This is a genomic window from Stenotrophomonas geniculata, assembly GCF_034508895.1.
In the GTDB taxonomy this organism is placed as follows: Bacteria; Pseudomonadota; Gammaproteobacteria; order Xanthomonadales; family Xanthomonadaceae; genus Stenotrophomonas; species Stenotrophomonas geniculata.
Window position 1 is genome coordinate 622364 of the sequence record NZ_CP140571.1, and the last position, 18945, is coordinate 641308.

Annotated in this window: 20 protein-coding genes; 4 read left to right on the forward strand and 16 right to left on the reverse strand. The window is 67.4% G+C overall.

The annotated features are described in order from the left end of the window. The first annotated feature begins 49 nt into the window (after positions 1-49). Positions 50-1693: a catalase gene (locus RI032_RS02970; protein ID WP_057502581.1), complete on the forward strand. Its 1644-nt coding sequence runs from the start codon at positions 50-52 to the stop codon at positions 1691-1693. Between the two features lie 108 nt (positions 1694-1801). Continuing rightward, positions 1802-2404 carry a DUF937 domain-containing protein gene (locus RI032_RS02975; protein WP_010483234.1) on the forward strand — a complete coding sequence of 201 codons (603 nt, stop codon included), beginning with the start codon at positions 1802-1804 and terminating at the stop codon, positions 2402-2404. 72 nt (positions 2405-2476) lie between these two features. Here RI032_RS02975 and RI032_RS02980 read toward each other — a convergent pair whose 3' ends face one another. The 3 genes from RI032_RS02980 to RI032_RS02990 all read right to left on the reverse strand — a co-directional run bounded on the left by RI032_RS02980 (position 2477) and on the right by RI032_RS02990 (position 4434). Further along, the gene (locus RI032_RS02980) at positions 2477-3664 is read right to left on the reverse strand and encodes a glycoside hydrolase family 5 protein (protein ID WP_071305687.1); all 1188 of its coding nucleotides are present in this window, start codon (positions 3662-3664) and stop codon (positions 2477-2479) included. Between the two features lie 113 nt (positions 3665-3777). Continuing rightward, positions 3778-4185 carry an RNA-binding S4 domain-containing protein gene (locus RI032_RS02985; RefSeq protein ID WP_010483238.1) on the reverse strand — a complete coding sequence of 136 codons (408 nt, stop codon included), beginning with the start codon at positions 4183-4185 and terminating at the stop codon, positions 3778-3780. 9 nt (positions 4186-4194) lie between these two features. Then, positions 4195-4434 carry a hypothetical protein gene (locus RI032_RS02990; RefSeq protein ID WP_010483240.1) on the reverse strand — a complete coding sequence of 80 codons (240 nt, stop codon included), beginning with the start codon at positions 4432-4434 and terminating at the stop codon, positions 4195-4197. A gap of 62 nt (positions 4435-4496) precedes the next feature. Here RI032_RS02990 and RI032_RS02995 point away from each other — a divergent pair, with 62 nt between their 5' ends. Continuing rightward, positions 4497-5969, forward strand: a complete 1473-nt coding sequence (locus tag RI032_RS02995; RefSeq protein WP_043396657.1) for an MATE family efflux transporter — start codon at positions 4497-4499, stop codon at positions 5967-5969. A 74-nt stretch (positions 5970-6043) separates the two neighbouring features. Here RI032_RS02995 and RI032_RS03000 read toward each other — a convergent pair whose 3' ends face one another. The 10 genes from RI032_RS03000 to ffh form a co-directional block, all read right to left on the reverse strand. Next, positions 6044-6451 (reverse strand): DUF1801 domain-containing protein, encoded by a 408-nt coding sequence (locus RI032_RS03000; RefSeq protein ID WP_134958234.1) that lies wholly within the window; start codon positions 6449-6451, stop codon positions 6044-6046. A 38-nt stretch (positions 6452-6489) separates the two neighbouring features. After that, a complete protein-coding gene (locus RI032_RS03005; protein ID WP_043396661.1) occupies positions 6490-6924 on the reverse strand; it encodes a DUF1801 domain-containing protein in 435 nt (144 codons plus the stop codon). Between the two features lie 79 nt (positions 6925-7003). Further along, the gene (locus RI032_RS03010; RefSeq protein WP_099560464.1) at positions 7004-7384 is read right to left on the reverse strand and encodes a DUF6404 family protein; all 381 of its coding nucleotides are present in this window, start codon (positions 7382-7384) and stop codon (positions 7004-7006) included. An 82-nt stretch (positions 7385-7466) separates the two neighbouring features. Then, on the reverse strand, positions 7467-7868 hold the full coding sequence (gene rplS, locus RI032_RS03015; RefSeq protein WP_005415736.1) for a 50S ribosomal protein L19: 402 nt from the start codon (positions 7866-7868) through the stop codon (positions 7467-7469). A gap of 154 nt (positions 7869-8022) precedes the next feature. Continuing rightward, complete coding sequence (trmD, locus tag RI032_RS03020) at positions 8023-8781, reverse strand: tRNA (guanosine(37)-N1)-methyltransferase TrmD (RefSeq protein ID WP_134958233.1); 759 nt, start codon at positions 8779-8781, stop codon at positions 8023-8025. 8 nt (positions 8782-8789) lie between these two features. After that, positions 8790-9302, reverse strand: coding sequence for a ribosome maturation factor RimM (rimM, locus tag RI032_RS03025; protein WP_010483256.1), 513 nt, complete (start codon positions 9300-9302; stop codon positions 8790-8792). Positions 9303-9346: 44 nt separating this feature from the next. Continuing rightward, a complete protein-coding gene (rpsP, locus tag RI032_RS03030; protein WP_005415733.1) occupies positions 9347-9607 on the reverse strand; it encodes a 30S ribosomal protein S16 in 261 nt (86 codons plus the stop codon). 130 nt (positions 9608-9737) lie between these two features. Continuing rightward, positions 9738-10520, reverse strand: coding sequence for an aminotransferase class IV family protein (locus RI032_RS03035; RefSeq protein ID WP_057502588.1), 783 nt, complete (start codon positions 10518-10520; stop codon positions 9738-9740). After that, positions 10517-11593, reverse strand: coding sequence for an NAD(P)H-dependent flavin oxidoreductase (locus tag RI032_RS03040; RefSeq protein ID WP_057502589.1), 1077 nt, complete (start codon positions 11591-11593; stop codon positions 10517-10519). The genes RI032_RS03035 and RI032_RS03040 overlap by 4 nt, the downstream gene beginning before the upstream one ends. Before the next feature lie 144 nt (positions 11594-11737). Then, a complete protein-coding gene (gene ffh / locus RI032_RS03045) occupies positions 11738-13114 on the reverse strand; it encodes a signal recognition particle protein (protein ID WP_010483267.1) in 1377 nt (458 codons plus the stop codon). 122 nt (positions 13115-13236) lie between these two features. Here ffh and RI032_RS03050 point away from each other — a divergent pair, with 122 nt between their 5' ends. Continuing rightward, a complete protein-coding gene (locus RI032_RS03050; RefSeq protein ID WP_010483269.1) occupies positions 13237-14031 on the forward strand; it encodes a cytochrome C assembly family protein in 795 nt (264 codons plus the stop codon). A gap of 41 nt (positions 14032-14072) precedes the next feature. Here RI032_RS03050 and RI032_RS03055 read toward each other — a convergent pair whose 3' ends face one another. The 3 genes from RI032_RS03055 to RI032_RS03065 form a co-directional block, all read right to left on the reverse strand. Further along, the gene (locus RI032_RS03055) at positions 14073-14531 is read right to left on the reverse strand and encodes a YqhG/Tai3 family protein (RefSeq protein WP_049411349.1); all 459 of its coding nucleotides are present in this window, start codon (positions 14529-14531) and stop codon (positions 14073-14075) included. Between the two features lie 94 nt (positions 14532-14625). Next, a complete protein-coding gene (locus RI032_RS03060) occupies positions 14626-16932 on the reverse strand; it encodes a tetratricopeptide repeat protein (protein WP_322547828.1) in 2307 nt (768 codons plus the stop codon). A gap of 48 nt (positions 16933-16980) precedes the next feature. Continuing rightward, entirely contained in the window at positions 16981-18837 is a 1857-nt protein-coding gene (locus RI032_RS03065; RefSeq protein WP_134959110.1) for an ATP-binding protein, read from the reverse strand. Positions 18838-18945: the final 108 nt, after the last annotated feature.

Sequence of the window (18945 nt, forward strand, 5' to 3'; positions counted from 1 at the left end):
AAAGTCGAGTGAAGATGTTCCACCCCGTCTTCACCCGCAGGAGCCAGCCATGAGCCAGTCCGATAACAACAGCCCCAAATGCCCGTATCACGCCGCGCCGTCGCCTGCGGAAGGCGCCCAGCAGCAGCGCGAGCTGAGCACCACGCCGAAACAGAAGCAGGGCGATGATCCGGTGACCCCGATGACCACGGCCTTCGGCGCGCCGGTGGTGGACAACCAGAACAGCAAGACCGCCGGCCCACGCGGCCCGCTGCTGATGGAAGACGTCTGGCTGCTGGAAAAGCTGGCCAACCTCAACCGCGAGATCATTCCCGAGCGTCGCATGCACGCCAAGGGCTCGGGCGCGTTCGGTACCTTCACCGTCACCCACGACATCAGCAAGTACACCCGCGCCAAGCTGTTCGAGAAGGTCGGCAAGCAGACCGAGATGTTCGCCCGCTTCACCACGGTGGCCGGCGAACGTGGCGCCGCCGATGCCGAGCGTGACATCCGCGGCTTCGCGCTGAAGTTCTACACCGAAGAAGGCAACTGGGACCTGGTCGGCAACAACACGCCGGTGTTCTTCCTGCGCGACCCGCGCAAGTTCGCCGACCTCAACAAGGCCGTGAAGCGCGACCCGCACACCAACCTGCGCAGTGCGCGCAACAACTGGGATTTCTGGACGCTGCTGCCCGAAGCCCTGCTGCAGGTGACCGTGGTGATGAGTGATCGCGGCATCCCGCGCAGCTTCCGCCACATGCACGGCTTCGGCTCGCACACCTACAGCTTCACCAACGCCGACAGTGAGCGCTTCTGGGTCAAGTTCCACTTCGTCAGCCAGCAGGGCATCGAATCGCTGACCGACGCGCAGGCGCAGATCCTGGTCGGCCATGACCGCGAAAGCCACGGCCGCGACCTGTTCGCCGCGATCGAGAAGGGTGACTTCCCGAAGTGGAAGCTGTTCATCCAGGTCATGCCGGAACTGGATGCGGAAACCTACCGCGTGCACCCGTTCGACCTGACCAAGGTGTGGCCGAAGAGCGACTACCCGCTGATCGAAGTGGGCCAGTTCGAACTGAACCGCAACCCGGTCAACTGGTACCAGGACGTGGAGCAGTCAGCGTTCGCACCGAGCAACCTGGTGCCGGGCATCGGCCCGTCGCCGGACAAGATGCTGCAGGCGCGCCTGTTCGCCTACTCCGATGCGCAGCGCTACCGCCTGGGCGTGAACCACCACCAGATTCCGGTGAACGCAGCGCGCTGCCCGGTGCACAGCAACCACCGCGACGGTGCGATGCGCGTGGACGGCAACTACGGCGGCCTGCCGCACTACGAGCCGAACAGCTACGGCCAGTGGCAGGAGCAGCCGGAGTACCGCGAGCCGCCGATGAAGATCCGCGGCGACGCCGACTTCTGGAACTTCCGTGAGGACGACGCCGACTACTTCAGCCAGCCCGGTGCGCTGTTCCGTAGCTACAACCAGGCACAGAAGGACCGCCTGTTCGCCAACACCGCCCGTGCCCTGGGCGATGCGCCGGACTTCATCAAGCAGCGCCACATCGACAACTGCAGCAAGGCCGACCCGGCCTACGGTGCCGGTGTGGCCGCGGCGCTGAAGGCGCTGGCCAGCCAGCCGTCGGATCCGTTCAAGCCGGCCCAGCCGGAAGCGGAGTTCCCCACCGCCACCCCGGGCGCCGAAGACATCGAGCTCTGATCGCCCTCCCCCGTGAACGGCACGCCGCCTCCCTGCGAGGCGGCGTCGCCGTTTTAACGGTCCGCGTCGTACCTTCTGCACGCCCAACCCCAATCAAGGATCCCGCAGATGAGCCTGACCGATGAACTTCTCGCCAAGTTGCAGGGCGCCCCGCTGCAGCAGGTGTCGCAGCAGCTCGGCATCAGCGATACCCAGGCTTCCGGCGCGATCAGTGCCGCGCTGCCGGTGCTGATGGGCGCGCTGGGCAACAACGCCTCGCAGCCGCAGGGCGCGCAGGCACTGCTCGGCGCCTTGCAGAACAACCACAGTGGCCTGGACCTGGGCAGCGTGCTCGGCTCGGTGCTGGGTGGCGGCGGCGGCGGTGCCGCCAGCGATGGCGCCGGCATCCTCGGCCACATCTTCGGCGGCAGCCAGCAGAAGGTGGAAACCGGCCTGGCCCAGGCCACCCAGCTCGACAGCGGCCGCACCAGCCAGCTGCTGCAGATCCTCGCGCCGATCGTGATGGCCTTCCTTGCCCAGCGCCTCGGTGGCGGCCAGGCCGATGCCGGCTCGCTCAGCCAGGCCCTGGGCCAGGAAAAGCAGCAGGTGCAGCAACAGGGCGGTCTTGCCGGTGGCCTGCTCGGCAGCCTGCTGGACCAGGACGGTGACGGCCAGCTCGGCGTGGGCGATCTGCTCAAGATCGGCGGCAGCCTGCTGGGTGGCAAGCGCTGAACGATGCCGCCGCCGGGCGTGGCCCGGCGTGATCGGCATCTCCATGGGACGCGCCGGGCAATGCCCGGCGTCTTACCGGTTGCCCGCCTTCAACCGCTCCAGGATCGGCGCAAACACCGGTGCCTTCATCGAACGCGGCGGCGCCACGGTCTTCCCCTTCTCCTGCGCCTGCCAGTACGACCACGGCAGCGGACTGTCGCCCAGCTCGTAGTCCATGCCATCCCAGCCGTCCTCGCGGAACGCGTAGAAGGCCCAGTGCACCTTGTCCTGCTCCAGCACCTGCAGCACGTCCTGCAGGTAGCGGCCGCAGTCGGGCCAGCGCCGCATGCAGCCGAATTCGCCGACCACCATGCGGTTGGCCCTCACGCCGTGCGTCTTCGCCCAGTCCATCGGCTGCTGCAGGTAACTGCGGACCCGCGCGGCATCCCAGCGTTCGCTGTGTTCGCCAAACGGCACCACGCCTGGGTAGCGATACGGCGTGGTGCGCTTCTGGTTAGGCGCGCTGGTTGCGGCATACGGCTCATACATGTGCACGCTGTACAGCAGTTTCGAATCTGCCAGCGGCGCCGGCCAGTAGTTGAAACCGTCGGCAGCGGCGTACCAGCCGGCATCCAGCATCAACGGCATGTCCGCATCGACCGCACGGATGCTGGCGATCAGTTCCGAATAGAAGCGGCGCAGATCGCGTGGACCGTCTTCCACACCGGCGTACCACTGCTGCATGGCCGCGGCCGAGGCATGCTCGGCCAGGCCAGCACCATACTCGGGAACCGGCTCGTTGATCAGGTTGTAGGCGGCCAGTGCGGGATGGCCCTTCAATGCCGTGGCGAGGTCGCTCCAGAAGCGCCGGGCCGGCGCGTGATTGTCGAAGGACTGCCACAGGCGCGGATCGACCTTGTCGCCGTTGTGCTGCTTCCAGCGCAGCAACGGCAACGACAAAGGAGTCAGCACCACTTTCAGCCCAGCCGCGTCGGCATCATCCAGCACCCGCCGCAGCGTGGCCAGGTCGGCCGGAACCAGGCTACGGTAGTCGTCGGCGTTGCCAATCAGGAAGTCACGCCCGCCCTGCCCCTTCCACTTGTCCGGTACCAGCCGTACCCAGGTCGCACCGGTCGCGCGCAGGGCCTCGAAGTAGCTCCGGTCCGGAGGCGACATGTTCATGCTGTTGCCCCCGCGCTGCGGAGTGTCCCAGAACGTGATGTCGGCCGCGTGCAATGGCGCGGCGGCAAGCAGGGACAGGCATAACAGCATGCGATGCATGGGCAGGCTTCCAGAAAGTGGACTTCCAGCCTGCCCCGCCCTTTCCGAATGCACCGTGACTCACGCCTGCTTTCGCGCCGCGATAGGAACCATGCACCGGAATCGCCGTTCGGTCAGAGCGCGTCGATATCGCCCAACGCGCGGATCAACCGCCGCGCGCGCTTGTCCGGTTTGTGCTCTGGCGGTTGGAACCCATCGCGTGCGGCGATGCGCAGCGCACGCTGTTCGGCACGACGGGCCTTGGAGGCCTCGCTCTCGGCATACAGCTGCTGCGCCGCCGGTGCGGGCCCGCGCTGGTCGCTCAGGCCGAGCACCCGGATCTCGAAATGCTCCTCGCCGCGATCCACCTGCAGCTGCTCACCCACACGCACCGCGCGCGAGGATTTCGGACGCTGGCCCGCGACGCTGACCTTGCCGGTTTCGATGGCCTGCTTGGCGAGGCTGCGGGTCTTGAAGAAGCGGGCCGCCCACAACCAGATGTCCAGGCGGACACTGGGCGACAGCGGGGAAAGCTCGGTCATCGGCAGGGACTACTCCGTTCGCTTGTTCAGGGGACGCGGGTTGTCGGGATCGGTGCGGCAGCCGCTGCCCCCGATCAGGGTAGGTACGCCGGCGGAAAGATCCTGGCGCTGGCTGCCGACCAGGCACTCGGGGCGGTCGGTTGGCCGCACCTGGGTATCGCCCAGCCGGTCACCTGTCGAACATGCGGCCAGTGCGGCGCCGATCAAGGCCAGCGCCACGCTCCGCTTCATCTGCAGTCGTTGATGCATTGCCACATCCTGCAAACCGGCTTGGTGCTAGTGTGCGCCTCCCGGGATTCGATCACCACTCCATGGCCAAAGCGCCGATTGACCTGACCTCCGGCCCGATCGGCCGCAATCTCCTGCTGTTTTCCCTGCCGATCCTGGCAGGCAACATCGCGCAGTCGCTGAACGGTTCGGTGAATGCGGTCTGGGTCGGGCGCTTCCTCGGCGAGGCGGCACTGACCGCCACCGCGAACGCCAACAACATCATGTTCTTCCTCATCGGCTCGGTGTTCGGCTTCGGCATGGCCTCGACCATCCTGATCGGCCAGGCCATCGGCGCGCGCGACATCGCGCAGGCGCGGCGCGTGGTTGGCACCAGCGCCACCTTCTTCATCGGCCTGTCGGTGATCATCGCCATCGCCGGCTGGTTCATGGCCCATCCGCTGCTGGCGGCGATGGGCACGCCGGCCGCCTCGCTGCCGCTGGCCGAGGCCTACCTGCAGATCATCTTCCTGGCGATGCCGACGCTGTATGCGTTCGCCTTCCTCACCGCCGCGCTGCGCGGTGCGGGCGATTCGCGCACGCCGTTCCGCTTCCTGATGGTCTCGGTGGCGCTGGACATCGTGCTGAACCCGGTACTGATCTTCGGCATGGGCCCGTTCCCGGCGCTGGGCATTGCCGGCTCGGCCTGGGCCACGCTGGTCGCGCAGACGCTGTCGCTGGCCGGCCTGCTGCTGTACATGCGGCACAAGCGCCACACGCTGTGGCTGGGCCGTGCCGACATGCGCCTGTTCAAGCTCGACCTGGCCATCCTCAAGGCGCTGGTGGTCAAGGGCGTACCGATGGGCCTGCAGATGGTGCTGATCTCGCTGTCGGTGATCCTGCTGATGACCATGGTCAACCAGTACGGTACCGACACCGGCGCGGGCTACGGCGCCGCGCTGCAGCTGTGGAACTACCTGCAGATGCCGGCGATGGCGATCGGCGCCGCGTGCTCGTCGATGGCCGCGCAGAACGTCGGTGCGCAGCGCTGGGACCGCGTGCGCGGCACCGCGCGCCAGGGCGTGCTGTTCAATTTCCTGCTGACCGGCGCGCTGATCCTGCCGCTGGTGGTGTTCGATCGCCAGCTGCTGGCCCTGTTCCTGCCGCCGGCCAGCCAGGCGCTGGACATCGCCCGCCACCTCAACCACGTGGTGATCGGCTCGTTCCTGTTCTTCGGCGTCAGCTTCGTGATCTCCGGCGTGGTGCGCTCCACCGGCGCGGTGATTCCGCCGCTGCTGATCCTGGCCGGTTCGCTGTGGGGCGTGCGCGTGCCGTTCGCCGAGCTGCTGCAGCCGTACTGGGGCGCCGATGCGATCTGGTGGAGCTTCCCGGTCAGTTCGCTGGTGTCGATGCTGCTGTCGCTGGCGTATTACCGCTGGGGTGGCTGGCGCAAGGCGAAGATGATGGGCAAGCCTTCGCACGCCGAAGAACTGGCCACGCCGTCGGAAATTCCGGCCTGCCCACCGTCGCCGGTGGCCGACCCGGATGCCGCGCTGGATGCCACTCCGCCGCGCTGAGGTGGGTGCGGACCGTTGGTCCGCACAGGCGCGGCCCTCCAAGCCGGGCATGGGCTCGGCGCTACAGGAGGCGGTCAGCGTTTCTTCTTCGCCGCGTTGAACGCCGCCGCCGCGCGCAGCAACGCCTTCAACGCAGCGGCATTCGGCATCGCACCTTCATGGATGTCGATCGCGCGCCGCGTGTTGCCCCCCAGGCTGGCGTTGAACAGGCCTTTCGGATCGGCCAGCGCCGCCCCGTTGGCGAAGGTCAGCTTCACCGCCTGCTTGTAGGTCTCGCCGGTGCACAGGATGCCGTTGTGCTCCCACACCGGTGTACCGCGCCACTTCCAGGTTTCCTGCACGTCCGGCAGCGCTTCATGGATCAACGCACGCACGCGTGCCAGCACTTCGCCACGCCAGTCGCCCAGTTCGGCGATGCGCGCATCGATCAGTTCAGTTGCCGGGGTTCCGGCATCGGTAGGGTTCGGTGCATGCGTGGCCATCAGCAGCTCTCGTCGGGAAGGAAACCAGAACGTCGGGGTTACATGCGCTCACCGGGCAGCGCGGCGGCCTGGCGCACCCAGTCGAGGAACTGCGCTTCATCCAGCGCGCCATCCTGCGGGATGTGCAGGTAGCGCGTATCGGCACTCTTGGACGGCTCCGGCGGCACGGGCGTCAGTGCAGCGCCGCGGAAGAACGCCACCTTGATGTAGCGGGTGAAGCAATGGAAGCTGAGAAACCAGCCTTCGCCCGCGGCCACCGCATACATCGGCGAGTTCCACTTCACCGCCTTGTGCACCCCGGGTACGGCTTGTTCAATCAGCGCATCCAGCTGTTCGCCGATCAGACGCTTCCAGTCCGGCATCGCCGCGATATACGCCTGCACCGGGGCATTGCCCTCGCCCTTGGCGATCTGCGGATTGCCGCCGGACAACAGCGTGGGCGCGGCGGAAGGTGCGGTTCGCTTGGCAGGCATCGCACGGCACGTCCATCGGGATGGAACCGCAGCCTAGCGCGACTCTTACCTGGCGGTCACGGCGCAGTGCGCCATCGGCTCAGTCCGCCTGCCGCGCGCGGAACTGCCGCCAGTCCGGCAGCTTGCGGTGGCGGCGCAGCGAGCGCATCAGGGCCGCCATCACCACGCCGAACAGCGCACCGGCCAACAGCCCGGCCACCAGCAACAGCGCCAGCGGGCGCTCGCTGCCCTGCCACAGCATCAGCCACATCAGCGCGGTCCAGAACAGCCCGAACAGCAGGCCCTGCACCAGCGCGTTCGTGCCGAAGCCGGCCAGGATCGGCGGCGGCAGTGCGATGCCCATGCGCCACAGCAGACGATGCAGCAGCGGTGCCGACTGCACGCGCGCCATCCCCTTGCCGTCGAGGAAGCGCAACGCCGACTGGATCACGGCGGGATAGCGCGGATTGATGTCGTTCATCAGCTGATCGTGGCCGATGCGATGCCGGAAACGCAAACGGCCACCCGAAGGTGGCCGTTGCGGCAACAACCGAAGTTGTTTATCAGGCCTTGTCGGCCAGACGGGCAGCCTTGGCGGCAGCAGCGGCAGCCAGGTCTTCCTTGATGCGGGCAGCCTTGCCTTCCAGGCCACGCAGGTAGTACAGCTTGCCGGCGCGGACCTTACCACGACGCTTCACTTCGACCGAGTCGATGATGGCGCTGTGGGTCTGGAACACGCGCTCGACGCCGTAGCCGTGCGAGATCTTGCGGACGGTGAACGAGGAGTTCAGGCCAGCATTCTTGGTGGCGATGACGACGCCTTCGTAGGCCTGCACGCGCTCGCGGCTGCCTTCCTTCACCTTCACGTTGACGACAACGGTGTCGCCCTGGCTGAACTTCGGCAGTTCACGGGTGATCTGGGCGGATTCGAATTCCGCGACGATGGACTTGTTCAGCTTGCTCATGGGTTACACCGATTCTTGTTCGGGTGGGCGTGTCGTATCGACAACGTAGGCTCATGCAGTCACCGGACTGTGCTGCACGTTTGTTTTGGGTACTGCGCACGCCGGCCGGGGCCGGCGGGAATTGGCCATGATAGCCGATAAAGCCAGCCCTGCGCTAGGGGCTGGCCTTGTGTTTCCGGGCATGGCGGGCCTGGTCCAGCAGCTTGCGGTCGGCCTTGCCCAGCGCCTGTTCATCCAGCAGGTCCGGGCGTCGCTGGGCGGTACGGACCAGCGACTGCTGGCGGCGCCAGGCGGCGATGGCCGCGTGGTTACCCGAACGCAGCACGTCCGGCACATCCCCCAGCGGGTGCTGGGCCGGCTGGCTGTAGTGCGGGCAGTCGAGCAGGCCCAGGTCACCTTCGAAGCTGTCCTGGGCCGCCGATTCAGCGTCGTTCAGGGCCCCGTCCTGCAGCCGGGCCACGGCGTCGATGATCACCGCCGCGCCCAGTTCGCCACCGGACAGCACGTAGTCGCCGAGGGAAATCTCCTCGTCGACATTAGCCTCCAGGAAACGCTCATCAATGCCCTCATAGCGGCCGCAGAGCAGGACCATGCGCGGCAGCGCCGCCAGTTCCCGCACCTTGGCCTGGGTCAACGGCGCCCCCTGCGGGCTGAGGTAGATCACCCGCGCCGGGGTCGGATCAGCATCGCGGATCGCCTGCAGGCAGGCCTGCAACGGCTCGATCAGCATCACCATGCCCGGGCCGCCGCCGAACGGACGGTCGTCCACCCGGCGGTAGTTGCCTTCGGCGTAATCACGGGGGTTCCAGCCATGCAGGCTGAACAACCCCTTCTCCTGCGCGCGCCCGACCACGCCCAGTCCAGCGGACTGGGCGAGGAACTCGGGGAACAGGGTGATGACGTCGAAACGCATGCTCACACTCAGAACTCGGGATCCCAGTCGACCACGACCAGGTTGGCCTCGAAGTCGACCGATTTGACGAAGTCCGGCTGCACGAACGGAATCATCCGCTCGCGGTCACCCCGGACCACCACCACGTCGTTGGCGCCGGTGCTGAACAGATGCGAGACCTGGCCCAGGGCAACGCCCTCGGTGGTCTTCACATCCAGGCCTTCCAGGTCCACCCAGTAGTACTCGTCCGGCTTCGGCGGCGGCAATGCACTGCGGGCCACGTAGATCTCGGTGCCGTGCATCGCTTCGACGGTATCGCGGTCCTCGACGCCGGGGAAACGGGCGACCAGGTGCTTGCCGCTGTCGCGGCCGCGTACACCTTCAATCGTGGTTTCCACGCCGGACGGGCTGCGCACGATCCACGGCTGGTAACGGAAAATGGCGGAACGTGGCTCGGTCCAGGACTCGAGCTTGATCTCGCCGCGCACACCAAAAGCGCCGACAACCCTGCCCAGCAGGATGCGGCGCTCGATATCTTTCATCTGCTTCAACCAAGAGGGCCACGCCGAAGCGTGGCCCGTCAGGATCAGGCCGCAGCGGCCTGGGACTTGGTCGCTTCCTTGATCAGGTTGCGGACCTTGTCGGTCGGCTGGGCGCCGTTCTTGACCCAATGGTCAACGCGGGCCAGGTCCAGCTCGATGCGCTTCTCGGCGCCCTGGGCGACCGGGTTGTAGAAGCCAACGCGCTCGATGTTGCGGCCGTCGCGCGCGCTGCGCACGTCGGTGACGATGATGTGGTAGAACGGACGCTTCTTGGCGCCGCCGCGGGTCAGTCGAATCTTGACCATGGTGTTTTTCCTATTGCCCAGTCGCCAGGATGGCGAGGTAAGCGGGCGATTATAGCGGCAGAGCCCGGCCGAGCCAACCCCATGGGTGACCAGCCTTCACGGTAGTGCTGGGCCATGCCCGGCGGGCTTTTCACCCCAAACCGTCCCAAGCCACCGCCGCAAGCACCGCTCTGCCCTGTTCAGCCAGTGCCTGCGAGCCGGGCAGGACATGCCCGTCGATGGCCTCCAGCGCCCACAGACCGCTGGCGTTGCAGGCAAAAGCGGCTTTCACGCCGGCCATATCCGCCAGCCGCAATGGCTGCGTGGCCTGCGCCCCCGGCCAATGCTGCTTCAGCAGCGCCTCGGCGGTCCCGCGCAGGGCCGGCGCCTGCGGCCAGAGCAGCCGTTCACCATCGTGCACGGCCAGGTTCCAGGTGCTGCCTTCACTCATTTCGCCATCGACGGTCACGAACAGCACATCGTCGAATCCTTCCGCCATCGCCGCACGGCGCTCGGCGAACAGGCCAAACGTGCCGACGTGCTTGATCTGCGGCAGTTCACGCTGCCAGGCCACGCTGCGCACACGCTTGGAGGCGGTCAGCGTCACCGGCGCGGACGCCGCCACCAGCACGTCCACGGGCACCGCCGCCAGCGGATTGCGGAAATCGAAGTGGCGCGAATACACCGTCACCCGCAACGAGGCATCGCCCTGCCCCGCTTGCCGCAGCGCCTGCACCATCCAAGCCCGCACCTGCGCCATATCCAGCTCGCTACCGAACAGCTCGCGCGTGGCATGCGACAGCCGCGCCAGATGCAGGTCCAGTCCCTGCACCGCGTGGTCGCGCACCTGCAGCGAGGTGAAGTGGCCGTAGTTGACGAGCGCCGGCAGCAGATCCTCCACCTGCGCCGGCTGGCCGTTGCAGGTCAGCGTCATCGCAGCAGTGCCTGCGCCTGGCTCCACATGCCGCGCAGCACGTCTGCGGCCGGCTGTGCCGGCGCCATCCATGCCGACTGCCCGGCCCAGGCCTGCATCGCGGCCAGGCGGTTTTCCTGCACGGCCTGCTTGCGCATCGGCGCGGTCAGGCCGCGCTGCACCGGGTACGGACGCGGCGCCGGGGCGCCTTCTGCGGCGGCGGCGCGCACGTAGGGTGTCGCCAGACCACGGCCCAGACGACCGCTGAAGGCACGGGTCGGCCAGGTGTCTTCCGGTTCGCTGGCGGCCAGCCCATCGGCCCACGCCGAGGCGATCGCCGCTTCCGGCGTGCGCAGGAACGCGGTGCCGATCTGCACGGCGCTGGCGCCCAAGGTGAGTGCGGCGGCGATACCACGGCCATCGGCGATGCCGCCGGCGGCAATCACCGGGATGTGCAGGTGATCGGCCAGCCGTGGCAGCAGCGCGAACAGGCCGACCAGCTGGCGCTCGGCCATCGCCGGATCGAATGAACCACGATGCCCACCCGCTTCCACGCCCTGCGCCACCACGGCATCGGCACCGGCATCCTGGGCGGCGCGTGCTTCAGACAACGTGGTCGCGCACGCGATCCAGGCGACGCCGGCGTCCTTCAGCTGCTGCACGTGGCGCGGCAGCAGCACACCCATGATGGTCGAGGCCACCGCCGGACGCGCCGCCAGCAGCGCGGCGAACTGTTCTTCGAAGTCGGCGGGCGTGGCATCGGCGGCGCTGGCCGGCACGTCCGGGCCCCATTGGGCGAGGAAGGCGCGGCTGGCGGCCTCGGCGGCAACATCACGGGTCGGCACGGGGTCAGGCACCCACAGGTTCACCTGTGCCGGGCCGGTGGAGGTCGCGCGGAAGTCCTCCATCCAGCGACCGATATCGGCAGATGACGACAGCACCGCGCCCATCGCACCCATGCTGCCGGCATTGGCCAACGCGGCCGACAACGGCACCGGACAGGCGCCGGCCATCGGTGCCAGCAGGATCGGAACGGAAACGTCAAAGCGCCGGCAGAACGCCTCGACGCGGGAAGATACAGCGGAACTCTGCATGACGGCCCATCGTTTCGGACAGGCCCCCATGGTGCGCGCAGGGCGGGGGTAGAGTCGAGCCTGCCCGGCGGCTTGTTGCGTCGCCTGCGCGCCGCCGCCCGAGCACAGGCTCGGGCGCTACATCAGACTGCGACCGGGCCGTCATCAACGGAACGGCATGCCGCGGCCGCCCATGGCGCCCATCATGCCCTTCATGCTGCGCAACATGCCCTTCATGCCGCCGCCAGCCATCTTGCTCATCATCTTTTCCATCTGCATGTACTGCTTCATCAGCTTGTTGACGTCGGCCGGGGTCACGCCCGAGCCCTTGGCGATGCGCGCGCGGCGCGAGCCGTTGAGCAGGTTCGGATTGCGCCGTTCCTTCTTGGTCATCGAGTTGATGATGGCGATCATGCGCGGCACTTCCTTGCCCTGGCTGACCTGCTGCTTCAGATGGTCGGGGATGTTGCCCAGGCCCGGCAGCTTGTCCATCAGGCCGCCGATGCCGCCCATGTTCTGCATCTGCTCGAGCTGGTCACGCATGTCGTTCAGGTCGAACTTCTTGCCCTTGGCGACCTTCTCGGCCAGCTTGGCGGCCTTGTCCTTGTCGACCTGCTGTTCGACCTGCTCGACCAGCGACAGCACATCGCCCATGTCGAGGATGCGGCTGGCGATGCGGTCCGGGTGGAACACGTCCAGGCCTTCCGGCTTTTCGCTGACACCGACGAACTTGATCGGCTTGCCGGTGATGTAGCGCACGCTCAGCGCGGCACCGCCGCGGGCGTCGCCGTCGGTCTTGGTCAGCACCACGCCGGTCAGCGGCAGCGCATCGCCGAAGGCCTTCGCGGTGTTGGCTGCGTCCTGGCCGGTCATCGCGTCGACCACGAACAGGGTTTCGGCCGGGTTCACCGCCGCGTGCAGGGCCTTGATCTCGGCCATCATCGCTTCGTCGATGGCCAGGCGGCCGGCGGTATCGACCAGCAGTACGTCGACGAACGACTTGCGTGCATCGTCGATGGCGGCGCGCACGATGGCTTCCGGCTTCTGGTCGGCGCTGGACGGGAAGAACAGCACGCCGACCTGCTCGGCCAGGGTCTTCAGCTGCTCGATCGCGGCCGGACGATAAACGTCGGCCGACACCACCATCACCTTCTTCTTGCGCTTTTCCTTCAGGTGCTTGGCCAGCTTGCCCACCGTGGTGGTCTTGCCGGCACCCTGCAGGCCTGCCATCAGAATGATGGCCGGGGCCGGGACATTCAGGTTCAGGTCGCTGGCTTCAGCACCCATCACTGCGGTCAGCTCGTCGCGCACGACCTTGATCAGGGCCTGGCCCGGGGTCAGCGACTTCAGCACTTCCTGACCGACCGCGCGCACCTTGATGCGCTCGATCAGCGCCTGCACCACCGGCAGCGCAACGTCGGCTTCAAGCAGCGCGATGCGCACTTCGCGGGTCGCCTCGCGGATGTTCTCCTCGGTCAGGCGGCCGCGGCCACGCAGGCGCTCGATGGTGCCGGAAAGGCGCTGGGTCAGGGACTCGAACATGCGACGCAACCTGTCTGAAAGCGGGGGACAATAAGGCAGACAGTATAACGGGTCCGCTCCCCTCCCCGGACTGCGACCACGGGGCCGTCGCCACTATCGCAGGGGTATGCGAAACTGCAACGATGACAATCGTTCTCATCGCCGTCCTGCTCTACCTGGCTGCCAGTGCCCTGCTGGTGCGCGCGCTCGGCCGCGATGAAAGCACCGGTTCCCCCACCTGGCTGTGGCCCGCCCTGCCGGCGATGCTGCTGCATGGCGGCTACCACGTGATGGTGGCGATGCGCACCAACGGCGGGCCGGACATGCACTTCTTCGCCGCGCTGTCGCTGGTCGGCCTGGGCATGGCGTGGCTGACCTCGCTGGTCGGCGCGCGTGGGCGGATGTCGGCACTGGGCGTGGTGGTGTTCCCGTTGGCCGCGGTGCTGCTGCTGGCCTACCACGGCTACGGCCACGAACCGAGCAAGGTGCTGGGCTGGCGCCTGGCCAGCCACGCCTGGCTGGCGCTGCTGGCCTACGCCACGCTGAGCATCGCCGCGCTGCTGGCGATCATGCTGTGGCTGCAGGAGCGCGCACTGCGCCGCCGCGAGTTCCGCCCGTGGCTGCGGGCGCTGCCGCCGCTGGCCGACCTGGAATCGCTGTTGTTCCGGGTGATCACCGTCGGCTTCGCGCTGCTGACCCTGACCCTGGTCACCGGCGTGCTGTTCGTCGACGACCTGCTGGCACAGAAGCTGGTACACAAGACCGTGCTGAGCGTGCTGTCGTGGATCGTGTTCGGCGTGCTGCTGATCGGCCGCCGCCGCTACGGCTGGCGCGGCATGAAGGCGGTGCACTGGACGCTGGCGGCGATGCTGTTGCTGCTGCTGGCGTTCTTCGGCAGCCAGTTCGTGATCGAGCTGGTGTTCGGGCATTCGCGATAGGCGGTGTGCCGACCAACGGTCGGCAGCCACCGGCGCTAACGTCAAGGCTGGGCCAGGATCTTCCGCACCGAACGGCCGCTGTTGGTGAGGATGTCATCGACCTGCCAGCAGCCCTGCCCCTGGCGCACCATCGATAGACGGGTCACGTAGGCCTTCTTCCAAACCGAATAGCGCATCTCAACCTCGCCGGCGGTGGCCGACGCCTCTTTCCAGCTGTAACGCACAGGGGTTTCGATGTCGCCGTCCTGCGCATCCAGCCACGGATCGGAATCGATCGTGCAGATGCCCTCTTCGCGCTGCTGGCAGGCGCGCTCGCCGCGCAGGGCCTTGCCGAAGCCGGGGCTGACCAGCGCGGGCGGCGGTTCCAGCAGGTCGCCATCGCCCGTCGTCGCTTCGTAGAACGCGCGGGCCACAGCTGCCGGTTCCTGGCAGGCGGGCGCGGCCTGTGCTGCTGGCGCCAGCAGCAGGCCGGCAATCATCAACATCCCTGTCTTTCGCATGTCCAATCCCTTTGGTCGTGATGGCGATCTGTTGTAGAGCCGAGCCCATGCTCGGCTGCGTTCCAGCATAAGCCGAGCGCAGGCTCGGCTCTACTTACAACCCGTAACGCTCGATCACATCCAGATGCGGCTGGCGGTCCTGGTCGCAGGCTTCGGCCAGCCGCAGCCAGCAGTGTGGGTGCGGCCACTTCGCGGTCTCCTGCTGCAGGAAGCGGTGCAGCGCCAGCGGTGCGTGGTCCTGCGGCTGCGCAACGGTGAACAGCACGCCCGGCAGGGTGCCTCCCTCCATGTCGGGGTCGGTCACGGTGTAGTCCGCGCGGCTGTGCGACCACACCTTCCAACCCTGTGCTTCGGCCGCCTCGACGAAGGCGTTCCAGGCTTCTTCGCCCGGGTGCGCGCCATCGACCAGCCAGCTGCGGGCAAAACCACCGCGTTCCAGCACATGGACCTGCGCATAGGTCGGAATGAAGTGCTCGCGGGCCTCTTCTTCCTCCGGTGCCGGGTGCACCAGCGCGGCATCAAACACCACCCAGTCGCCGACCTGCTGGGCACGGTTGGCCGGTGCGTTCTCGACGATGCGTGCGGTCACCGGGCCATTGCGACGGGCGTAGTACTCCATCGGCTCGCCATTCTCTTCACTGCGGATGATCACCCAGCCCCACGGCTCCTCGACCACGCCATCCTGGCTGGACAACTCCATGCCGATCGCCGCCGCCGAGCGGCGCACCGCATCCCAGTCGCGTGCCGCGCTGGCCGCACTCATGTGGTCCCAGTGCGCGGCGTTGGGTTCCTCCAGCAGCTCCACCAGCTGCGCATAGCAGGCCTGTGCTTCACGGAAACGGCCGGTTTCCATGTACATGCGCGCCAGCGTGCCCCGCGCGCCGTGCGAACCCGGCGAGGCGGCCAGCAGCGCCTGCGCGGCCTGCTCCAGCGCCGGCCAATCGGACACGCGACGTGCACGCTGCACCTCGCACCAGTGCGCGAACACCGGCACGCTGCCACGGTAGATCCCGGCCAGCTGACGCAGGCCCTCGTCGTCGCCCTGCTCGGTCAGCCAGCGCATCAGCGTGTAGGCGGCCGGGCCATCATCCTGATCGTGTGCGCGCACGAATCGCCACAGCAATGCGCGCGCTTCCGCCTGCGCACCACAGGCGCTCAATGCCGAGGCAGCCATCTCAGCCAGCGCCTCGTCATCGGGCAGCTGCGCCTGTGCCTGCAGCAGCCACTGGGCCTCGCGCTCCGGATCGCGCGACTGGTTCTGCTCCCCCTGCTCGTTCAGCCAGGCCAGCAGTTCGCTGGCCGGCACCGGCAGCGGCGCAACGTCAGGCAATGCATCGATACGCGCGGCCAGGTCGGCCACCAATGCTGCCGCACCACGGTCCTGGCGCAGCTGCGCCAGATGGGTACGCGCCAGTTCCAGCTGGCGCAGCGCCACCCAGCGTGCACCTCGCTGCAGCGCCAGTTCAAGGCTCAGCGCAGCGACTTCGATCAGCAGGCGGTGCGAGCCAACCTCGGCAAAGTGTTCGATGATGGTGTTGAAGCGCGTGCCCAGATCCCAGGTATTGCGTGCAGGATTGCGCCGGCACAGCGCTGCGGCCGTGTTCGCCCACAGTCGCCAGTAGGTAGGCGTCAGTTCGCTCCACGGCACCAGCTGCTGCACGGCCTCTTCGTCGCGGCCCAGCTGGGCCAGCGCCCATGCCTTGGACAGGCGGCGCGGCACCGTGCAGTTGGCCGGCTCGTACTCGCCCGACGCGGCCACTTCGGCCTCTCGCTTCTCGATCAGCAACAGCGCTTCTTCGGCGCGACCCATGCCCAGCAGGATCTTGATCTGCATTTCCGGGAAGCTGTCGAACACTTCCTTGCCGCAGGCCTCGATCGCATCCGACTGCACCTGCAGGTAATCCAGCGCATCCTGGCCGCGGCCATCATCCAGCAGCGCATCGGCCTTTTCGCAGCTCAGGCACTGGAAGCAGGCCCAGCTTGGATCGATGCGTGCAAGCGTTTCATCGCACACCTCGACACGTTCGGGAACCCAGCCCGGGCCATCGATGTTGCCGTAGCAGGCAGCCAGATCCTGGGTCACGCAGATCGACTGCGGGCACTCCATCGTGTCCTCACGATGCGCACGCTCGAACAGCGCCACGGCTTCGCCCAGCGCGCTTTCGCCTTCGACGCGGTTGCCGACGCGATTGCGCAGCGCCCAGTGGCCGACGTAGACGTCGACCCACGGGTTGTCCAGCGCCTTGCCCAGCGCACGCGCTTCAGGCAGCAGCGCGTCGACGCGGTCGACACGCAGTTCGCTCACCTCGTCGGCGAGACGGTTCAGCAGGTGCGCGTTCTGCGCCTGGCCCGCCTGGCGCAGGTCACCCTGCAGTTTTTCGACCCAGTTCCAGATGTCCATGGGGTAAGTGCTCCTGTCTAGCGAAGGCTGGATGAGAAGGTACGGTGCTCAGTGCAGCATCTGCTGCAGGGCACCGGCGATATCGGTAAAGGCGCCGTTGAGATCCGGGCCGGGCGTAGTGTTCGCGCGTGCCAGCGGGCGGCCCTGCGCGGCGACGATGATCTTCAGTGAGCGCAGCAGGCGGGCTGCGGCTTCGGCCTGTGGATGCCCCTCGCGCTGGGCGCGCAACAGCGCCTGCACGGCCGGGTTGTCGAGGTTGAGGTACAGCCGCGACGGTGCGCGCGATTCGATGCGCGCGGTGAACTGCCGGGCCAGGCGCAGCGCGGCCATCGAAACGCGCTTGTCGTTCTCGTCGTCTTCCAGGCGCTGCTTCAGCTCGGCTTCGCGGTCGGGCACCACCACCACCGGCAGCGACTCGGGGCTGAAGCGTGCCGGCAGCAGCTGTTCGCCGTCACCGAGCTGCTCGCGCAGCCATGCCAGCTGCGCCTCGTCGAGGCTGTCATCGCTGCGGAACAGTGCACGGTTGCCCTGTTCGGTCCCCAATTCAACCAAGCGCAGGCCCTTGGCCTGGGCCCAACGGCGCAGGAACGGCACCACCGCATAGCGATGGCCGTGCGCGACCGGCACGCCCATCGCGCGGAACAGCATTTCCTCGAAGCCGCCGCCGTTGTCGAGGATCACGTGCACGGCGCCACGTGCGGGCAGCGCACTGGCCGGCAGGTCGCCCTGCGAGGTCGGCACGCGCACGTGTTCCAGCAACAGGTCGAACAGGCGATCATCGCACAGCGCTGCGCCCAGCAAGGCCTCATTGTGGCGCGTGAGAACGCGTCGCCAGGCCTCCGGCTGCTGCCGCGCGACGTCGGCCAGGCCATCAATCAGCGCTTCCAGCAGCGCATGCTGCACGGCGCGGTACTGGTCGTCGCGCTGCAGATCTTCGCGGCTGGCGGTAGGCGTCAGCCGCGAGGATTCGATCACCCCGCCAATGAACCCAGCCCAGGGCGGCAGCAGGTCGCGCGCATCGTCATCCAACAGCATGCCGCGCACGAACACCGACAGGTTGCGGTTGTCGCTGGTGCCGTAGGTAGCGCCGTCCTGCACCCACAGCAGGCCGGTGGCATCGCTGTTGCCATCGGCACGCAACGGCACGGTGACGATCGGCTCGAAATCGTGCTCGAAGCGCGCAGCGAACTGCAGCGCCTGGCGGCGCGCCTGCACCGGATGCAGAGCAACATCCCCCTGCCCACGCCACGGCGGCGGCTCGGGATTGAGCGCCTCGCCGGCAGCGCCGATGAAGATCGGCTCGGACAGCAGCGCACAGTAACGGCCCAGCACCTCGTGCAGGCGCGCTTCGTTGGCCAGCGGCAGGAAATCCGGATGCAGCTCCAGTTCCACCTCGGTACCGATCGCACGTGCCGGCACCTCACTGACGGTGTACTGCTCGGCATTGCTGGACACGTACAGGTGACCCAGTTCCGGCGTCTGGTACGAGGTGGTACGCACGCTGACCCGGCGCGCCAGCACGAAGGCCGACAGGAAACCGAGGCCGAACATGCCGATCAGGCCTTCATCGTCCTCGCCGCCCTGGCGCAGGCCACGGGTGTAGCCGACGCCGACGGTGGCCAGGTAATCGTGGATTTCCTGGCGGGTCAGGCCGGCACCGGTGTCGGTGATGCGCAGTACGCCAGCGGCGGCATCGACCTGCACCGAAATGCGCGAAGGCACTTCGATGCCGGGCTGTTCGATGCGGCGACGGATGATCGAATCGTGCGCGTTCTGCACCAGCTCACGCAGCGCCACCACCGGGGTGGAATACAGGTGCTTGCCCAGCACCGTCATCAGTCCATTGAGATCGACCCCGGCGCGACGGATTTCGGCGTTGGGGGCGGTGAGCGCGGTGTCCTGCATGTAATCGTTTACTCCTGGGCACGGAAAGACGCCAGAGGGCGTCTTCGTCGAGCGGGAAAAACTAGCACAGGGAAGCTGACCGTTGCTGCATTGGACATGTGTAGCGCC